The sequence below is a fragment of the Campylobacter concisus genome, from assembly GCF_902460575.1.
GTDB classification, from domain to species: Bacteria; Campylobacterota; Campylobacteria; order Campylobacterales; family Campylobacteraceae; genus Campylobacter_A; species Campylobacter_A concisus_AW.
In genome coordinates this window covers 165,308-182,606 of the sequence record NZ_CABPUY010000001.1, presented here as the reverse complement: position 1 = coordinate 182,606, position 17,299 = coordinate 165,308, and the positions used below count along the sequence as shown (strand labels likewise).

17 protein-coding genes are annotated in these 17,299 nt (G+C 40.7%); 14 read left to right on the top strand and 3 right to left on the bottom strand.

Annotated elements, in window-relative coordinates:
- Nucleotides 1-92 precede the first annotated feature (92 nt).
- The 3 genes from gatB to F3G76_RS00840 are packed head-to-tail and all read left to right on the top strand — an operon-like array spanning nucleotide 93 to nucleotide 3,469.
- Nucleotides 93-1,514, top strand: a complete 1,422-nt coding sequence (gene gatB / locus F3G76_RS00850; protein WP_103610122.1) for an Asp-tRNA(Asn)/Glu-tRNA(Gln) amidotransferase subunit GatB — start codon at nucleotides 93-95, stop codon at nucleotides 1,512-1,514.
- A 12-nt stretch (nucleotides 1,515-1,526) separates the two neighbouring features.
- On the top strand, nucleotides 1,527-2,417 hold the full coding sequence (locus F3G76_RS00845; RefSeq protein ID WP_149705657.1) for an NAD(P)H-dependent glycerol-3-phosphate dehydrogenase: 891 nt from the start codon (nucleotides 1,527-1,529) through the stop codon (nucleotides 2,415-2,417).
- Complete coding sequence (locus F3G76_RS00840; RefSeq protein ID WP_148785383.1) at nucleotides 2,414-3,469, top strand: glycoside hydrolase family 3 N-terminal domain-containing protein; 1,056 nt, start codon at nucleotides 2,414-2,416, stop codon at nucleotides 3,467-3,469. Before F3G76_RS00845 ends, F3G76_RS00840 begins: the two co-directional genes overlap by 4 nt.
- 110 nt (nucleotides 3,470-3,579) lie before the next feature.
- On the opposite strand, the gene F3G76_RS00835 is transcribed toward F3G76_RS00840, so the two are convergent.
- From F3G76_RS00835 to rarD (F3G76_RS00825), 3 genes are read right to left on the bottom strand one after another with little or no spacing between them, the layout of a single operon-like run.
- Nucleotides 3,580-4,032 carry an aryl-sulfate sulfotransferase gene (locus F3G76_RS00835; protein WP_149705656.1) on the bottom strand — a complete coding sequence of 151 codons (453 nt, stop codon included), beginning with the start codon at nucleotides 4,030-4,032 and terminating at the stop codon, nucleotides 3,580-3,582.
- Nucleotides 4,025-4,879 carry an EamA family transporter RarD gene (gene rarD / locus F3G76_RS00830; RefSeq protein WP_223227415.1) on the bottom strand — a complete coding sequence of 285 codons (855 nt, stop codon included), beginning with the start codon at nucleotides 4,877-4,879 and terminating at the stop codon, nucleotides 4,025-4,027. The genes F3G76_RS00835 and rarD (F3G76_RS00830) overlap by 8 nt, the downstream gene beginning before the upstream one ends.
- Before the next feature lie 16 nt (nucleotides 4,880-4,895).
- Nucleotides 4,896-5,783, bottom strand: a complete 888-nt coding sequence (gene rarD, locus F3G76_RS00825) for an EamA family transporter RarD (RefSeq protein ID WP_149705654.1) — start codon at nucleotides 5,781-5,783, stop codon at nucleotides 4,896-4,898.
- A 143-nt stretch (nucleotides 5,784-5,926) separates the two neighbouring features.
- Here rarD (F3G76_RS00825) and F3G76_RS00820 point away from each other — a divergent pair, with 143 nt between their 5' ends.
- From F3G76_RS00820 to F3G76_RS00770, 11 genes are all read left to right on the top strand, one after another.
- On the top strand, nucleotides 5,927-7,267 hold the full coding sequence (locus tag F3G76_RS00820) for a class II 3-deoxy-7-phosphoheptulonate synthase (RefSeq protein ID WP_149705653.1): 1,341 nt from the start codon (nucleotides 5,927-5,929) through the stop codon (nucleotides 7,265-7,267).
- Nucleotides 7,268-7,291: 24 nt separating this feature from the next.
- Nucleotides 7,292-8,254, top strand: a complete 963-nt coding sequence (locus F3G76_RS00815; protein ID WP_002942343.1) for an NAD(P)/FAD-dependent oxidoreductase — start codon at nucleotides 7,292-7,294, stop codon at nucleotides 8,252-8,254.
- The gene (locus F3G76_RS00810; RefSeq protein WP_149705652.1) at nucleotides 8,251-10,503 is read left to right on the top strand and encodes a coiled-coil domain-containing protein; all 2,253 of its coding nucleotides are present in this window, start codon (nucleotides 8,251-8,253) and stop codon (nucleotides 10,501-10,503) included. Before F3G76_RS00815 ends, F3G76_RS00810 begins: the two co-directional genes overlap by 4 nt.
- Nucleotides 10,500-11,207 carry a tRNA1(Val) (adenine(37)-N6)-methyltransferase gene (locus F3G76_RS00805; RefSeq protein ID WP_149705651.1) on the top strand — a complete coding sequence of 236 codons (708 nt, stop codon included), beginning with the start codon at nucleotides 10,500-10,502 and terminating at the stop codon, nucleotides 11,205-11,207. Before F3G76_RS00810 ends, F3G76_RS00805 begins: the two co-directional genes overlap by 4 nt.
- A complete protein-coding gene (locus F3G76_RS00800; RefSeq protein WP_149705650.1) occupies nucleotides 11,204-11,569 on the top strand; it encodes a YkgJ family cysteine cluster protein in 366 nt (121 codons plus the stop codon). Before F3G76_RS00805 ends, F3G76_RS00800 begins: the two co-directional genes overlap by 4 nt.
- Entirely contained in the window at nucleotides 11,548-12,810 is a 1,263-nt protein-coding gene (locus tag F3G76_RS00795; protein ID WP_149705649.1) for a tetratricopeptide repeat protein, read from the top strand. Before F3G76_RS00800 ends, F3G76_RS00795 begins: the two co-directional genes overlap by 22 nt.
- Nucleotides 12,807-13,592, top strand: coding sequence for an indole-3-glycerol phosphate synthase TrpC (gene trpC, locus F3G76_RS00790; RefSeq protein ID WP_103567991.1), 786 nt, complete (start codon nucleotides 12,807-12,809; stop codon nucleotides 13,590-13,592). Before F3G76_RS00795 ends, trpC begins: the two co-directional genes overlap by 4 nt.
- Nucleotides 13,592-14,077 (top strand): HIT family protein, encoded by a 486-nt coding sequence (locus F3G76_RS00785; protein WP_002942290.1) that lies wholly within the window; start codon nucleotides 13,592-13,594, stop codon nucleotides 14,075-14,077. The genes trpC and F3G76_RS00785 overlap by 1 nt, the downstream gene beginning before the upstream one ends.
- Complete coding sequence (gene mnmH / locus F3G76_RS00780) at nucleotides 14,064-15,071, top strand: tRNA 2-selenouridine(34) synthase MnmH (protein ID WP_149705648.1); 1,008 nt, start codon at nucleotides 14,064-14,066, stop codon at nucleotides 15,069-15,071. Before F3G76_RS00785 ends, mnmH begins: the two co-directional genes overlap by 14 nt.
- A 101-nt stretch (nucleotides 15,072-15,172) precedes the next feature.
- Nucleotides 15,173-15,406 (top strand): hypothetical protein, encoded by a 234-nt coding sequence (locus F3G76_RS00775; RefSeq protein ID WP_149705647.1) that lies wholly within the window; start codon nucleotides 15,173-15,175, stop codon nucleotides 15,404-15,406.
- Nucleotides 15,407-15,602: 196 nt separating this feature from the next.
- Nucleotides 15,603-17,297, top strand: a complete 1,695-nt coding sequence (locus tag F3G76_RS00770) for an acetolactate synthase large subunit (RefSeq protein ID WP_223227414.1) — start codon at nucleotides 15,603-15,605, stop codon at nucleotides 17,295-17,297.
- Nucleotides 17,298-17,299: the final 2 nt, after the last annotated feature.

Sequence of the window (17,299 nt, the reverse complement as noted above, 5' to 3'; positions counted from 1 at the left end):
AAATATATTACCAAAGCTCCCCTTTAGATATTTTAAAAGAAAGTATCGCTAAAATACGCACTAAAAATTTGCATAAATTTAAAGGTAAAAATATGTTTGAAGTCGTTATCGGTTTAGAAGTTCACACTCAGCTTAATACAAAAACTAAAATTTTCTGCTCTTGCTCGACTAGCTTTGGCGACGAGGCAAACACTCACGTTTGTCCGACCTGCCTAGCTCTGCCTGGAGCGCTACCCGTGCTAAACAAAGAGGCTGTTAAAAAGGCGATCAGCTTTGGCACAGCGATAAACGCTAAGATAAATAAAAAATCAGTCTTTAATAGAAAAAACTACTTCTACCCAGACCTTCCAAAGGCATATCAAATTTCACAGTTTGAGATACCTATCGTAGAAGGTGGTGAGCTCATCATCGACGTAAATGGCACTAAAAAACGCATCGGAGTAACAAGAGCACACCTTGAAGAGGACGCTGGCAAAAATATCCACGAAGAAAACGAGAGCTTGGTCGATCTAAACAGGGCCGGCACGCCGCTTCTTGAGATAGTTAGCGAGCCAGACCTTAGAAGTAGCGACGAGGCGGTGGCTTATCTTAAAAAACTACACTCGATCCTTCGCTTTTTAAACATCAGCGACGCAAATATGCAAGAAGGTAGTTTCCGCTGCGACGCAAACGTCTCTATCCGTCCAAAAGGTGACACTAAGCTTTACACAAGGGTTGAGATAAAAAACCTAAACTCATTTAAATTTATCCAAAAGGCGATTGATTACGAGGTAGAGCGCCAAAGCGCAGCGTGGGAAGATGGCAAATATGACGAAGAGGTCTATCAAGAAACAAGGCTGTTTGACACGACAAATTTAGTGACAAGATCGATGCGTGGCAAAGAGGATAGCGCGGAGTATAGGTACTTCCCTGACCCTGACTTGCTGCCTGTTGAAGTGCCAGAAGAGATGTATAACGAAGCGATCAAAATTCCAGAGCTTGCCGAGCAAAAGGTCGCAAGATATGTTAGCGAGCTAGGCGTAAAAGAGAGTGATGCGCTAAATTTAACCCAAAGCGTTGAGATGGCTAGATATTTTGAGGAGCTAATCGCCGCTGGAATTCAGCCAAAGCTTGCTACTACGTGGCTCATAGTCGAGCTTCTTGGCCGCTTAAATAACGGCGTAACGATCGAGACAAGCCCGGTTGGTAGCGCTAAGATGATAAATTTACTAAAACGCATAGAAGATGGCACTATAAGCGGCAAAGCTGCAAAAGAGGTGCTAGACTATCTAATGGAGCATGATGCGGACGTAGATAGCGTCATCGAAAAGCTTGGCTTAAAACAAGTGAGCGACGACTCAGCGATCATTGCGATCATAGATCAAATTTTAGCTGCAAACGCCGACAAAGTAGAAGAGTATAAAAACGGCAAAGATAAGATGTTTGGCTTCTTTGTCGGTCAGGTGATGAAAGAGGGCAAGGGTGCCTTTAACCCAGGCAAGGTCAATGAGCTTTTAAAGGCCAAAATAGGCTAAAAAAGGGCTAAAATGAGCATAGCAGTCATCGGAGCTGGCAAGTGGGGCAGTGCGCTATTTCACGCATTTAGTGAAAATAACGAGTGCGTCATCAGCTCAAGAACGCCAAGAGATATGCCAAATTTTGTAAGCTTAGAAAAGGCTTTGGAGTGCGAATATCTAGTCTGCACGATCCCAACGCAAGCTACAAATTTATGGCTAAAGCAAAACTACAAAAACAAAGGTCAAAAGATACTAGTCGCCAGCAAGGGCATAGACACGGCAAACCTTAAATTTCTAAATGAAATTTACGAGGATTTTGTTGATAGAGAAAATTTGGCCTTTCTTTCAGGGCCGACCTTTGCAAAAGAGATCATGCAAAAGCTGCCTTGCGCCTTGGTGGTAAATTCTAAAAATCAAAATTTAGCTTTAAAATTTGCCTCATTTTTCCCAAGCTATATGAAAGCCTACACCTCAGATGACGTGATCGGCGCTGAGGTGTGCGGAGCCTATAAAAACGTGATCGCCATAGCTGGTGGCATCTGCGACGGCCTTGGTCTTGGCAACAACGCAAGGGCGAGCCTCATTTCGAGGGGGCTTGTTGAGATGGCTAGATTTGGCAAATTTTTTGGTGCAAAAGATGAGACATTTATGGGGCTTAGCGGCGCAGGAGATCTTTTCTTGACCGCTTCATCGATACTTTCACGCAACTACCGTGTAGGTCTTGGTATCGCAAGGCACGAGAGATTAGAGAAAATTTTAAATGAGCTTGGCGAGGTGGCAGAGGGCGTCGATACGGCAAGGGCTATTAGCAAGATCGCTAAAGAAAAGAGCATATATGTGCCGATTGCTAGTGAGGTTGAAAATATGCTAAATGGCAAAGACGTTTTTGAGAGCGTTAAATCGCTTTTGGGAAGAAGATGAGAGCTTTTAAATTTATACTTTTTATGGCTATTTTTGCTTTGGGGTTAAACGGCGCAGAGGTGAGCCTAAGAGCCAAGGTCTCGCAGATGATAATGGTCGGCTTTAACGGCGCTAGCACAAAAGACGCTACGTTTCGCGCGATGTTAAGCGATGCTGGGTACGAGAGATTTGGCGGAGTTATGCTGCTTGGCAGAAACGTCACCAGCAAAGCCCAGCTAAAAGCTAGCATAAAGGCGATCAAAGAGAAAAGTCCTAAAATTTTTATCGCCATTGACGAAGAGGGCGGCAACGTAAGCCGTATGAAAGACAAGAGCTTTGACGGCCCATATCCTAGCGCATACGAGGTCGCAAGCACGCTTGATATCAAAAGTGCATATGATCTATACTCAAAAATGGCTATAAATTTAAAAGAGTGTGGCATAAATTTAAATTTCGCCCCAGTGGTCGATCTGCACGATGAAAACTCGCCAATCATCGCCGCTAAGCAAAGGGCGTTTAGCGAGTATGCAAGCAAGGTAGTGATCTACGCTGATGCCTTTATGGATGCATTTAAAGAGCAGGGCATCCTAACGACACTTAAGCACTTCCCAGGACACGGCAGCTCAAAAGAGGACTCACATAAAAATAAAAGCGAGGTCACGCTAAGTAAAGATGCGCTTTTGCCGTATAAAGACGCTATAAGCACAGGTAGAGCGCAGATCATCATGGTCGGACACCTTTTTGTAAAGGGCATCGACGAGGACAATCCGGCCACACTTTCTAAAAAAATAATAACCGATCTCTTGCGAAATGAGCTTAAATTTAATGGCGTGGTTATCAGCGATGATATGCTGATGAAAGGTGTTGGAGATGAGACTTTGGCGCAAAAAGTGGTGAAATTTATAAACGCTGGTGGCGATATCTTGCTCTTTAGCGAGTTTAAGATAAATAACCAAAGAACGGCCGACCTGGTCACTCAGATCATAGTGGATGCTGTAAATGAGAAAAAGATCAGCAAAGAGCGGATAGACGCTTCATATAAGAGGATAATGGCTCTAAAAGCGAAGCTTTAAATTTGGCTCTAAGGAGTTTAAATTTACTCAATTAAAAAATGTAAATTTGAGTAAAAATTTAATAGTTTGGACACAAAATTTAGAATTTGCTAAAAATACCAAAGTCACTTTCACAACCCATCAAATTCTTTTTTTAGTTCGTCCCTTAGCTCCTCGGCTCTATCTTTACCGTTTTTGAAATTTGCCTTTACAAAGCCATCGATCTCGTCTAAAATTTCAACCAGTTTGCTCTCCCAGTTTGCATTTTCTTGTTTCAAAAGCGCTTCTAGCTTATCTCTTGTCTGCTCGAGCTGATCAAGAGCTTTATCCTTGTCACTAGCCTCGTTTAGCGCATCTTCAAAGAGTATGTCTTGCCTTAGAGCGTTTATCTTTTTTAAGATGACATTGCAAAATTTAGGGTATTTCTCTGCGTTGCTTAAATTTTCTAAAACATCTTGCGCAGCCTTTTGATAGGCAGGCACCGCCCCCTCATCATCAAGCTTTTTGGTTAGTTTTTGTATCTGAAAATATAAAATAAGCGCCGCAAAAAACGCAAGCAGCAAATAAATCGTAACGCTATTCATTTTTACTCCTTTTTCTAAATTTATCCACGCTAATTATCGCAAGCGCCAGCCAGATCATACAAAATGAGATGACTTTGTAGCCATCTAAAATTTCGCCATAAATAAAGACCGCGCAAAGGATCGCGATGGTTGGCGAGATGTATTGCAAGTAGCCGATAGTCGTTAAATTTATCCTTGTCGTAGCTGCGTTAAAAGCTACAAGTGGCACGATAGTGACGATGCTTGAAGCGATCATTAAAAGTGAGTCCTCGTTTAGTCCAAAGTGGCTTTGTGAGTGAAAAACCAGCCATAAAACGTAGCCAAGCGCAAATGGAAACATAAAAAATGTTTCGATAAAAAGCCCGTTAAATGCGCTAATCTTCGCCATCTTTCTAACCATCGCGTAAAATCCAAACGAAAGTGGCAAGATGATAGAGACAAGTGGCAGGCCACCTTTGGCGTAAATTTGCACGCAGACGGCTGCGATGACGATGCAAACGGCTATGGCGCTAGCTTTGCTCAGGCGCTCTTTAAAGATGATGACGCCAAGGAGCATGCTTATCAAGGGATTTATAAAATATCCCAAACTCGTATCTAAAATTTTACCGCTACCCACCGCATAGACATAAACGCCCCAGTTTATGGTGATAAAAATACCGCTTAAAAATAGAGCCTTTAGCGAGCGGATATCCTTAAGAAGCGCAAAAATTTCGCCCATTTTGCCATTAATGCAAAGCACTGCTACCATCAAGAAAAATGACCAGATGATCCTGTGGGCTAAAATTTCATAAGCATCGACATCTTTGCTAAATAGGTTGAAATAAACCGCCAAAAACCCCCACATAAAAAAGGCGCTAAGCGCGAGAATAACGCCTTTTTGGCTCTCATTTAGTCTTGGTATTTTTGTCGCCTTTTATAGAATTTATACTATCTATCATCAAAAGTGTGACAGAGATGGCTAGGCAGATCATCAAAAAGTATGAGCTTTTCTCCAGTCTCTCGCCGATAGCAAATGAGACAAAAAGCATCATTATAGGCTCAAAATATGTAAGCAAACCAAGCACATTTATCGGTACGAGCGTGCTTGAGAGGATCTGGGCGATGAGGGCTATGCCGCTGATAGCACCAAGCAAGATGAGTAGATAGTAGATGTTTGGATTTTGGCTCATTACGTAGTTCATGTCGGCTGTGAGCGCAAAATAAAATGAGAATAAAAACATAAAAATTATCTCGATAACAAAGCTTGAGAAATTTGCAAGGTTGTAGTATTTTCTAATGGTAAAATAGACTGGATAAAGACAAAAAACTACAGCGCTCTCCCACGAGATGCCACCACTAATGACTGCTGTGCTAAAGACGCCAATGGCAGCGAAAAATATCGATGCTAACTTTGTTTTTGAGAGGTGCTCTTTGAAAAATATCCGTCCAAAAAGGACCATGACTATTGGCATGATGAGGTAGCCTATCGAGACTTTTAGCGCTGCGCCGTTACTTGGAGCCCAGAGATAGAGCCACATCTGAAATGAGACGATGAGCGAGGTAGCTAATAAAATGAGCAAAATTTTAGGTTTTAGCTTTATTTTTAGAAGTAAAAATTTGAAATTTCGCTGCTGTTTTAACAAAAAAATGGCGGCGATGACAAAAGGCATGGCAAAGATCATGCGGTATCCAATAAGAGCTTGCGTGCTGATGGGGTTCATGAGCACTGACATGTAGTAGATGCAGTTAAATAAAACTGATGCCAAAAGCGAATAAAAAATGCCTTTTATCATGAAAAAAATCTTCTCTTTTTCTGGGTAAATTTAAAGTAGCGATTGTATGTAAAATATCTTTAATAACCCATTAATGGCTTTTATTTTTTAAGTTTTGCGTGATATAATCTGCGCTAAATCAAGGTAAAAGATAGGAAAAATTTATGACTTGGAACAGAGATAGCTGGAGAGAATTTAATATCTTACAACAACCAACTTATCCAAATTTAAAAGAGCTTAAAGAGGCTGAAGAAAAACTAAAAGCACTTCCACCTTTGGTATTTGCTGGCGAGGCTAGAAGTCTTAAAAATGAGCTTGCAAAAGTTTGCAATGGCGAGGCCTTTTTGCTTCAAGGTGGCGACTGCGCTGAGAGCTTTACAAATTTTAACGCAAACAACATCAGAGATATGTTTAAGGTCTTACTTCAAATGGCGATAGTTTTAACCTTTGGCGGTGGCTGTCCAGTGGTCAAAGTAGGCCGCGTAGCAGGGCAGTTTGCAAAGCCTAGAAGTAGCGACTATGAAGAGGTAAATGGCGTTAAGTTGCCAAGCTATAGAGGTGACATCATAAATGGCTTTGAATTTGATGAAAAGGCTAGAGTTGCCGACCCAAAACGCATGATAGAAGCTTACTATCAAAGTGCTTCTACGATGAACTTACTAAGAGCCTTTTCAAGAGGAGGTTTGGCAGACCTTCATCAGGTGCATAAGTGGAATTTAGGCTTTGTTAAAAGGCCAGAGATCGGTGAGAAATACGCAAAACTAGCTGACGATCTAACAAAAACTCTATCTTTCATGGCAGCTTGTGGCATCACTTCGGCAAATACCCCAGCGATAAATCAAACCGCAGTCTATACATCTCACGAGGCACTGCTTTTGCCTTATGAAGAGGCACTAACTAGGGTTGATAGCCTTAGTGGCGAGTGGTATGACTGCTCGGCTCACATGCTTTGGATAGGCGAGAGAACACGCGGTATAAACGATGCTCACGTGCATTTTTTAAGTGGTGTGAAAAATCCTATCGGCGTAAAGATCGGACCAAGTGCAAAAGCTGAAGAAGTTGTCGCGCTTGCAAATAAGCTAAATCCAGAAAATGAAGCTGGCAGACTAAATGTGATAATCAGAATGGGCGCTGACAAGATCGGCGAAAATTTACCAAAAATTTTAAGAGAGCTAAAGCGCGAGGGGCTAAATATCGTTTATAGCATCGATCCGATGCATGGCAACACCGTTAAGACCTCAAACAACTACAAAACTCGTGAATTTAGTAAAATTTTAAGCGAGGTTAGAAACTTTTTTGAAATTCATAAAGCTGAGGGCACAAGAGCAGGTGGCGTGCATCTTGAGATGACTGGCAAAGATGTGACAGAGTGCACTGGTGGCGCGCTAAACATCACTGAAAGCTCGCTAAAAGAGAGATATGAGACGCAGTGCGATCCAAGACTAAATGCCGATCAGGCTTTAGAGCTTGCATTTTTGATGGCTGATCTAGTTAAAAAAGCTTAAAATTTATAAAATTTGGAGAAAAATATGGCAAATATTTATGATCTAATAGTAGTTGGCGGCGGACCTTGCGGCATAGCTAGTGTAGTGGAGGCTAAAAGAAATGGCTTAAGTAATGTTTTGCTCCTTGAAAAAGGCGACAATCACAGCCAAACGATCAGAAAATTTTATAAAGACAATAAACGCGTAGATAAAGAGTATAAAGGTCAAGATAGCACGATACATGGGCTAGTTTCGTTTGAAGATGGCACAAAAGAGAGTACGCTTGATTATTTTGACAAGCTACTTGACTCTGAGAATATCGAGGCGTTTTTTAACTCTGAGGTCGAAAGCGTAAAAAAAGAGGGAGAAATCTTTAAAGTAACTACCTCAAAAGCTGTCTATGAAGCCAAAAACGTGATGGTTTCGATCGGCAAAATGGGACGACCAAACAAACCTGACTATAAGATACCGCCATCACTAAATTCAGTTGTAAATTTTAACCTTGATAACTGCACAAACGGCGAAAAAGTGCTAGTTGTGGGCGGTGGCAACTCTGCAGTTGAGTATGCTATCGAGCTTTGTCAGTATAACAAAACGACAATCGCTTACAGAAAAGATAAATTTAGCCGTGTAAATGAGACAAATTTAAGCGCACTTTGGGAGCTTGAGAAGCACAATAAGATAAAAGTAAGGCTAAATCACGATATAACCGAGATCGATAATGAATCAGGCAAGGTAAGAGTGCATTATGAAAATGGCAAGATCCGTGTCTATGACAGGGTTGTCTATGCGATCGGTGGCTCAAGTCCGGTTGATTTTTTACAAAAATGTCAGATAAAAACTGATGAAAAAGGCACTCCGATAGTTGATAGCAATTACCAAAGTAGCGTGCCAGGACTATATGTGGGAGGCGACATTGTTTTAAAAAATGGTGGCTCGATCGTAGTCGGACTAAATCACGCTCATAGCGTCATCAAAGATATCTTAAAAGGCAAGGCACAAGCTTGATAAATAAAATCGCACTGGCTATTGTTTGTCTGATAGCTGGCTTTTGCCTCTCGTTTTTGAAATTTCAAAAAGAGGACGAGGTGCCAAAAGATACTAATCAAACGATTTATTCTATAAATTTTGATGATCTCCCCGAAGAAGAGAAACAAAGATATGTAAGCAAAGATGATCTTTACGAGTATGGCGGCTACATCACGCCAAAGAGCTACATGCAAAATTTTGTTGATGATAAGGATCTAAATTTATCAGACAATGTAAAAGAGCTTCAAGAGCAAGTGCGCGAGCTAAGCAAAAAAAATGAAATTTTAGCCGCTGATAATGTCGATATGAGCGAGAAAAATTTAGACTTTATAAGCAAAATTTCAGAGATGAAAAGAAATATCGAAAATGAAAAAAATGAGATAGTAGAAAAAAATCAAAAGGCTCTTGGCGAGCTTGAGGCGCAACACTTTGAAAATATCCAAGCTTTGACAAAGCGCCTAAATGAAGCGCAAGCTGATATGATAGAGAGCTCAAAGGCTTATGAGAAAAAGATAATTGACCTTGAAAATGCGATAAATGACGCTAGAAATGGCGATGAGAGTAAACTTAAAGATGCCGAGGCCAGCTTTAATAAATTTAAAGAGAGTTTTGAGGCAAACTACACCGCTTTAAAAGAGCAAAATAACGAGCTAAACGCGACACTTGCGCAAAAAGAAGCTCTTATAAAAGAGTATGAAAAAGCTCAAAGTGAAAAAGATAGAGGCGAGAAAAAAGAAATTTTGCTTTTAAAAGAGGAAATCGAGCGAGTTAAAAACGACGCTAACACTCAAAAATTTAGCTATGAAAAAGAGATAAATGCGCTAAATGATGGCTTTGAGACGCAAAAGAGCGTTATGGAGGATGAGCTTTCTAAAAAGGTAAATAAGATAATCGATCTGCAGGAGGCTCTTGAGTCAAACAAGACTGCACTAAAAGATAGAATTTACGAGCTTGAAGAGATCAAGAAAAATTTAAACTCAAAAGATCTAATGGCGCAAAGCTATAATGGCAAAAATTTAGAGCTAAATGCCTCGCTTGCGGCACTTCATAAAAGCTTTGATGATCTAAAGCAAAAGAGTTTAAAAAGCGAGCAAGAGAATAAGCTTGCAAATGAAAATATAAGCTCGCTTAAAAAAGAGCTTGAGAGGGCAAATGCTCTAAATAAAAAGCTTGAAAAGCAAAATTTAGACGCAAACTCAACTCTAAATGAGCTAAGTAAAAAGCTAAGTTTAAGTGAGGAGAGCTTTAAAAAGAGCCAAGAAGAGCTAAAAGCGCTTGATACAAAGACAACTAAATTTATAAAAACGCTATTTGATCAAAACCAAACCATCTCTTTGCAGTCACAAAAACTTGGCTCAAACGAGGGCGAGCTAAAGAATTTAAGCGCTAAACTTGATCTAAAAGATGCGAAGATAAAAGAGCTTGAAGAAAATGTCACAAAGACAAGCCAGATGCTCCTCTCTAAGCAAAATGAGCTAGAAACTCAAAAAAGAACGCTAAAGATCGATATGCAAAACTACGAAATTTTGCGCCAGCAAATAAACATGCTACAAAAAAAGATAGTTGATACCTCAACCTTTTTAACTGATAACAACAAAAGTGGTGGCAAAAATTTACTAAGCTTGCAAAATGAACTAGAAAATGCAAAGCAAAAGCTAAACGAGAGCAATAAGACGATCGAGCGGCTAAATTCAAAGATAAGCGAGCTAAGCTCGAGCGGTCATAAAGGCGGAGCCGTAAATGCCCAGATCATCGAGCTTCAAAAAGATATCGAGCAAAATTTAAACAGACAAGACGAGCTTGAAAACGAAAATGTAAATTTAAAAAATATCTTGCAAGCTACGACAAAGCCTGAGACTCCAACAAAGCTCGTCCTCATCTCTAGCATCGAGTGTGACGATATGGACGCAAAGGACAAAGTGAGCATAATGTGCAAAAACAGAGTGAGCGAGTTTTTGCAGAGATTTAACTCAAACTACATGTATGAGATCATCCCGATCGTGGATAAGAAAAATTTTGTCATCCCATCAAATGTCGCTCAAAATATCAAAAAAGATGACCTTGGCAAGCTAAATAACTACGTAAATTACGGCGTTGGTAAAGAGCGTGCAAAGGCAGCTGCTGAGCTTATAAAAGAGGAATTTGGCGACTTTGCAAGGATCAGCTTTAGCTCTGAAGTGATCGTAAAAGATGTGACGCGCGGCTTTATCATCAAGGTTTATAGATGATCCTAGCTCAGCTTGAAAATGGCTATCGCTACAACAGCGATACGCTCGTTCTTTATGATTTTATTTGCATGAGCTTTGGCGAAATTTCTGGCAGAGTTTTGGATGTTGGAGCAGGGTGTGGGATACTTGGACTTTTGCTTAAGCGTGACTTTAAAAAGATAGATCTAAGCATGCTTGATCTTTTGGAGCTAAATAGCGAAATTTCTAGCTTTAACGCAAAGAGCAACTGCTTAGAGGCTAGAGCTATAACGGCTGATTTTGCAAATTTTAAAGATAGTGAGAAATTTGATCTAATCATCTCAAATCCGCCCTTTTATCATGACGGTGTTACAAAAAGCCAAAATGAGCACATAAAAGTTAGTAGATATGCAAGCTCGCTAAATTTAAAGGATTTTATAAGAGGCATAAGCGTAAATTTAAAGCCACATAAAAGGGCATTTTTTTGCTATGCGCCAGATGATCTTAGCGAGATAGCGGCATGCTTAAAAGAGCATAAGCTAAATTTGGTGAGCTTAAAATTTGTCCATACCAAAAAGGATAAGCCAGCAAATTTGGCTTTACTTGAAGTGCGAAACAACTCAAACTCAAAGCTAAAAGTCCTGCCGCCTCTTGTGATGAGCGAGGATGGCTCGCACACGAAAGAGGCAAGCGAGATCTTTAAAAAAGCTGATACAAACAGCATCTCTTACAAGGAGATAGCGTGAGAGCTGAGGGTTTTAGCTATGAGTTTGATCCTAGTTTTTGTGAGAGTTGCGGAGGCAAATGCTGCACTGGCGAGAGCGGCTACATCTGGATAGATGAGGGTGAAATTTTAAAATTTTGCGCCGCATTTGATATGTCAAAAGATGAGTTTGAGAGCAAATTTCTAATAAAAGTGGGCGTAAGGCGAAGCATAAAAGAAAAGCCTTATGATGACGGTTTTGCTTGCATATTTTTTGATGAGAAAAATAAAAACTGCTCGGTTTATGAGCTAAGACCTAAGCAGTGCAGGACATTTCCGTTTTGGGATTATTTTAAAAAAAATTTAAAGGAGCTAAGAGCAGAATGCATTGGCGTAAATTTTTAATAATTTTTATAAGCGTATTTTTTAGCACGCATCTGCTTGCAGATGACAACAAAAGTGTCAATTTACGCCTAATGCAAGCTCTCATCTCGCAAGATAGTGGCGATGTAAATGCTAGCATCCAGACCTATCTTGGGCTTTTTAAAGAGACAAATCAAAAGACCTATCTAAAAGAGGCGATCAAGCTAGCATTTGCTACAAAAAATGAAAATTTAGATAGCCTCATGAGTGATGGCGAGAAGAGCTTAAAAGATGATAGCGATTTTATCAGGATCAAGGTTGCAAATTTAGTCAATCTCTCTAAGCTAAACGAGGCAAAAGAGTTGATGCAAGAGCTTGCCACAAAAGAGCCAAACGCTCAAAATTTGCTCATGCTTGGTACCATTTGTATGATGCAAAATGATACGGTAACGGCGCTAAAATACTTTGAAGAGGCATACTCGCTAAAGCCTGAAGAGGAGAATTTACTCCGCATCGTTGATATCCTTTTAAACCGCATGGATAATGTAAATGATGCGACAAAATACCTCGAGAAATTCCGCGAGGAGCAGGGCTGCACTCAAAAGACATGTGAGCTTTTGGCTGAAATTTACTCTCAGCAAAGAAATTTCCCAAAGGTGATCGAGCTTTTTGAAGAGATCTATGATATCACTCACGATACCACTTATCTTGATAAGATCGTGCAGTATTTTATCTATGATAAAAATTACAAAGCGGCTATTGAAATTTTGAAAAAATATGGCTACAACGACGCCACGCTTATGGATCTTTACGCTGCGACTGGAAATTTTGGCGATGCATACGTTTTGGCGGTTAAAATTTATAACGACAGCAGGGATCTAAATTTCTTAGCAAAGGCAGCCATTTACGAGTACGAGATGAACAAAGATAGCCTAGATGAAAAAAAGATCGCTGATATCTTAGATAAATTTGAAGCTAGCGTGCCAAAGCTTAATAATGATATGTTTTTTAACTACTACGGCTATTTGCTAATTGATCATGAGATAGACCCTAGAAAGGGCGTAGAGATGGTGCAAAAAGCGCTTGAGATCTCGCCAGACTCGCCTTACTATGAGGACTCGCTAGCGTGGGGATATTTTAAGCTTGGTGAGTGCAAAAAGGCAAAGGGCATAATGATTCACGCGATGAAAGATGTTGATTTTAGGACTTCAAAAGAGGCAAAAGAGCATTTACATCTAATCGAGCGCTGCATAATAAATTTAAACAAAAGGCTTAAAAAATGATACTTGATGAGATCATAAAAAAGACAAAAGAGGATCTAAAAAAGCGCAAGGCAGACTTTCCTATGGAGTGGCTAGGTCGCTCTCTGGCATACAATCCATACATGCCAAGAGACGTTCTGGGCGCACTTAGATCAAGTAAAGATGAGCCTATAAAGATCATAGCTGAGATCAAAAAAGCAAGCCCAAGCAAGGGCGTGATAAGAGAGGATTTTGAGCCGATAAAAATAGCGCAGGAGTACGAGCGGTACGCAAATGCTTTTAGTATCCTAACCGAGCCTCATTGGTTTAAGGGAGACATAGAGTATATCACGCAAGTTCGTCGCTACGCTTCAAGGCCGATCCTGCGAAAAGACTTTATCGTTGATAAGTATCAAATTTTAGAAGCGCTTGTTTATGGGGCGGACTTTATCCTGCTTATCGCCAAAGCGCTAACACAAGGCGAGCTAAAAGAGCTACTTGAGTACGCGCACCACCTGGGGCTTGAGGTCTTGGTAGAGACCCATGACGCGAGCGATGTGAAAAAGGCGATCTTTGCAGGAGCAAATATAATAGGGATAAATCATAGGAATTTAGATGATTTTACGATGGATATGAGCCTTTGCGAGAAGCTCGTGCCACTTTTGCCAAATGGCAAGATAATAGTCGCTGAAAGCGGACTTTACGAGCATGAGCAGCTTCGCGAGCTAAGTAAGATCGGAGTTGATGCTTTCTTGATCGGAGAGCATTTTATGAGGCAAGATGATATAAAAAATGCCGTTAAAAAGATAAAGGAGGGCGAGTGATGCAGCACCTTTGTGCCCCTTGGAGAAGCGAGTATTTCAGCGCAAAAAAAGATAGTTGTGTCTTTTGCGAGGTCATAAATTCAAAAGAAGACGACGAGAAAAATGGCGTGCTTTTTCGTGCTAAACACTGCTTTGGGATAATGAATTTATACCCGTATTCGCCTGGACACTTTATGATCATACCAAACCACCACACCGACAAGATCGAGGAGCTTGACGAGCAGACGTGGTTTGAGATGAGTAAATTTGTAAGGCTTGGGGTTGAAATTTTAAAAAGGGAGCTTCACGCTCAGGGCGTAAATATCGGTATGAATTTAGGCAAGGCAGCAGGCGCTGGCATAGCTGAGCACGTGCATTATCATCTTGTGCCAAGGTGGAGCGGGGATACAAATTTCATCACAACGATCGCTGATGTGAGAGTAAATGGCACGCCGTTTCATCCGCTTTATCAAAAGCTAAAAAAGGCTTTTAGTGGCGTTATTTGAGATTGATATAGAGCAGTGGCTTGAAAAAAGAGGCGAGTTTGAGCTCTTAATAGACGCTAGAACGCCGCATGAGTATGCCTACTCGCACATAAAAGATGCTCTAAATTTATACGCGCTTGATGATGCTGAGCACAAAGAGGTAGGCACAATCTACAAAAGCGACAGGGCCCTAGCCAAGAGCCTTGGTGCAAAATACATCTGCAAAAATTTGCAAAATATCATCGACGAGGTCTATAAAAGGGCTAAGGTCGGCTCAGCTATTGGCATCTACTGCGCAAAGGGCGGACTTAGATCAAGCTCGGTTGGCTTTGTGTTAAGCATGATTGGGTATAGGGTTTTTAGGCTAAATGGCGGCTATAAGGCTTATAGAAACCATGTTTTGGAATTTTTAGAGCGTCCTTTAAGCACGAAATTTATCACTCTTTTTGGCAACACTGGCTGCTATAAAAGTAAGCTAATAAGGGCACTTACGCCATCAATAGACCTTGAAGCGATGGCAAATCACCTAGGCTCAGTCTTTGGCGCGATAAACGGCGCGCAGCCTAGCCAAAAGTGCTTTGAAGATGCGTTATTTGAGGAGCTTTCTGCACTAAAAGATCAAATTTGCTTTATCGAGGGCGAGAGCAGAAGGATCGGCTCGCTAACACTTCCAAAAAGCCTTTATGAAGCGATGCGAAGAGGCATCTGCGTTGAGGTTAGCGCGAGCTTGGAGAATAGAATTTCTTGCATCACAAGCGACTATAAAAGTGTGGATAAAGCCTTTTTTGATGAGTGCATAAAGAAAATTTCGCCCTTCATCGACAAAGAGGCCAGAGATGAGGCGGTGGCCAAATTTAATGAAAACGACATTGCCAAAGTGGCTGAAATTTTACTCACAAAATACTACGACAAGGTCTATAAGAAAAATGAAAACATTAGCGTTTTTGTAAGCTCTGATGACTTTGATGAGGCTGTAAAAAAGCTAAATTTGATAAGAGATGAGGCTAAATTTTAAATCCTTTTGGCGCTTAGTTTGGGCTAAATTTCACCTCTAAATTTAAATTTACTCTCTTTGGCTGGGTTAAATTTACTTTTAAATTTAAAATAGATCGTTTTTTGCACTTAGAAATGGCTTATTTTAAGGCTGTTTTTATACTTCAATATAAAATTTCTTGCTATTTTTGTGAAATTTCTAGCCAAATTTTCTGGGTTACTGGGTTAAATTTGATTGGCTGGATTGGCTGGATTGGCTGGATTGGCTGGATTGGCTGGATTGGCTGGATTGGCTGGATTGGCTGGATTAAATTTGGTTTCTGTCCCATCCGTCTATTTTATAAATTTTTACTATAAAATTTGCCAAATTTATCAAAATACTAAAAATATTACGTTAAATTATATGTAAAATACTTTGTAATATCCTTGCTCCAGCGTTAAAATTTTTTCAAAGAATTTAAGATAACGCCTAAATTTCGCTAAAAAGTTAAAATGGATTTAAAATGCTTTGGGATATAATTTGCGATAAATTTATCAAAAGGCTAAAATGATGATAAAACAAATTTCTGGTTCGCAGATGATAAGCGAAGCCTTGCATGAAGAGGGCGTTGAGATAGTTTTTGGCTATCCTGGCGGTGCAGCTTTAAATATCTACGACGAGACATATAAACAAACTTATTTTAAGCACGTCTTGGTTCGCCACGAGCAAGCAGCCGTGCACGCAGCAGACGGATACGCTAGGGTTAGTGGCAAAGTTGGCGTAGCTTTTGTGACAAGCGGTCCTGGCTTTACAAACGCAGTCACTGGTCTTGCCACAGCTTACAGCGACAGCATCCCAGTTGTGCTTATAAGCGGTCAAGTACCAACCTTTATGATAGGTACAGATGCCTTTCAAGAGATCGATGCAGTCGGCATTTCACGCCCCTGTGTCAAACATAACTTTTTAGTAAATAGCGTCGAGGAGCTACCTCGCATCATAAAAGAAGCGTTTTATATCGCAAGATCAGGCCGCCCAGGACCAGTTCATATCGATATCCCAAAAAACGTAACTTCAAAGCTTGGCGACTTTGTCTATCCAAAAGAAATTTCTATCCCAAGCTACAAGCCGACCTATAAAGGCAACTCTAAGCAGATCAAAAAAGCAGCTGCTGCGATAAATGAAGCAAAAAGACCACTTCTTTACATCGGTGGTGGTGCAGTCGCATCAAATGCAAGCGAGATCATACGTAAATTTATGAAAAAAACTGGCATCCCAGCGGTTGAGACACTTATGGCTCTTGGCATGCTTGACGCAAAAGATGAGCTAAATTTAGGCATGGCAGGCATGCACGGCAGCTACGCTTCAAATATGGCGCTTAGCGAGTGTGACCTTCTTATCTCACTTGGAGCTAGATTTTGCGATAGGGTCACAGGCAAAACTGACGAGTTTGCCAAACATGCAAAAATCATTCATATCGACATCGATCCAAGCTCTATCTCAAAGATCATAAACGCTCACTATCCGATAGTTGGCGACCTTACAAACGTGCTAAGCGAGCTTTATGAGGAGGTGAAAGGTGAGCCTAAAAACTATGCACCTTGGAGAGAAATTTTAGATAGATATCAAAAGCTAAATCCACTTGGCTACACAGATAGTGACAAGGTCTTAAAGCCTCAATGGGTGGTTGAAGAGACCGCAAAGATAGTTGGCCCTGAGGCTATCGTCGCAACTGACGTTGGTCAGCATCAAATGTGGGTGGCGCAGTTTTATCCATTTAACCGCGCAAGACAGCTTGTCACAAGTGGCGGCCTTGGTACGATGGGATACGGCCTGCCTGCAGCGATCGGCGCAAAGTGTGCGATGCCTGAGCATTTGGTTGTAAATTTCACAGGCGATGGCTCGATACTTATGAATATCCAAGAGCTAATGACCGCTTATGAGACAAATGTCCCTGTCATAAACATCATCTTAAACAACAACTTCTTAGGCATGGTGCGCCAGTGGCAGACATTTTTCTATGAAAAGCGCTACTCATCAACTGATCTTAGCTTGCAGCCTGATTTTGTAAAGATAGCTGAGGGATTTGGCGGCGTTGGCTTTGTTTGCAAGAGCAAAGATGAGTTTAAAAAGGCTTTAAAAGAGGCGATCAAGAGTAAAAAATCAGCACTTATCGACGTGAGGATCGACCGCTTTGAGGACGTGCTTCCTATGGTTCCAGCAGGGGCTGCGATTTATAATATGATATTAAAGAGCAAGGAAGAAAAATGAGT

What these genes read in the sequence shown, in the direction of transcription:
- gatB (WP_103610122.1), top strand. Translation starts at nt 93, where the DNA reads ATGTTTGAAGTCGTTATCGGTTTAGAAGTTCACACTCAGCTTAATACA.
- F3G76_RS00845 (WP_149705657.1), top strand. Translation starts at nt 1,527, where the DNA reads ATGAGCATAGCAGTCATCGGAGCTGGCAAGTGGGGCAGTGCGCTATTT.
- F3G76_RS00840 (WP_148785383.1), top strand. Translation starts at nt 2,414, where the DNA reads ATGAGAGCTTTTAAATTTATACTTTTTATGGCTATTTTTGCTTTGGGG.
- F3G76_RS00835 (WP_149705656.1), bottom strand. Translation starts at nt 4,032, where the DNA reads ATGAATAGCGTTACGATTTATTTGCTGCTTGCGTTTTTTGCGGCGCTT.
- rarD (WP_149705654.1), bottom strand. Translation starts at nt 5,783, where the DNA reads ATGATAAAAGGCATTTTTTATTCGCTTTTGGCATCAGTTTTATTTAAC.
- F3G76_RS00820 (WP_149705653.1), top strand. Translation starts at nt 5,927, where the DNA reads ATGACTTGGAACAGAGATAGCTGGAGAGAATTTAATATCTTACAACAA.
- F3G76_RS00815 (WP_002942343.1), top strand. Translation starts at nt 7,292, where the DNA reads ATGGCAAATATTTATGATCTAATAGTAGTTGGCGGCGGACCTTGCGGC.
- F3G76_RS00805 (WP_149705651.1), top strand. Translation starts at nt 10,500, where the DNA reads ATGATCCTAGCTCAGCTTGAAAATGGCTATCGCTACAACAGCGATACG.
- F3G76_RS00795 (WP_149705649.1), top strand. Translation starts at nt 11,548, where the DNA reads ATGCATTGGCGTAAATTTTTAATAATTTTTATAAGCGTATTTTTTAGC.
- trpC (WP_103567991.1), top strand. Translation starts at nt 12,807, where the DNA reads ATGATACTTGATGAGATCATAAAAAAGACAAAAGAGGATCTAAAAAAG.
- F3G76_RS00785 (WP_002942290.1), top strand. Translation starts at nt 13,592, where the DNA reads ATGCAGCACCTTTGTGCCCCTTGGAGAAGCGAGTATTTCAGCGCAAAA.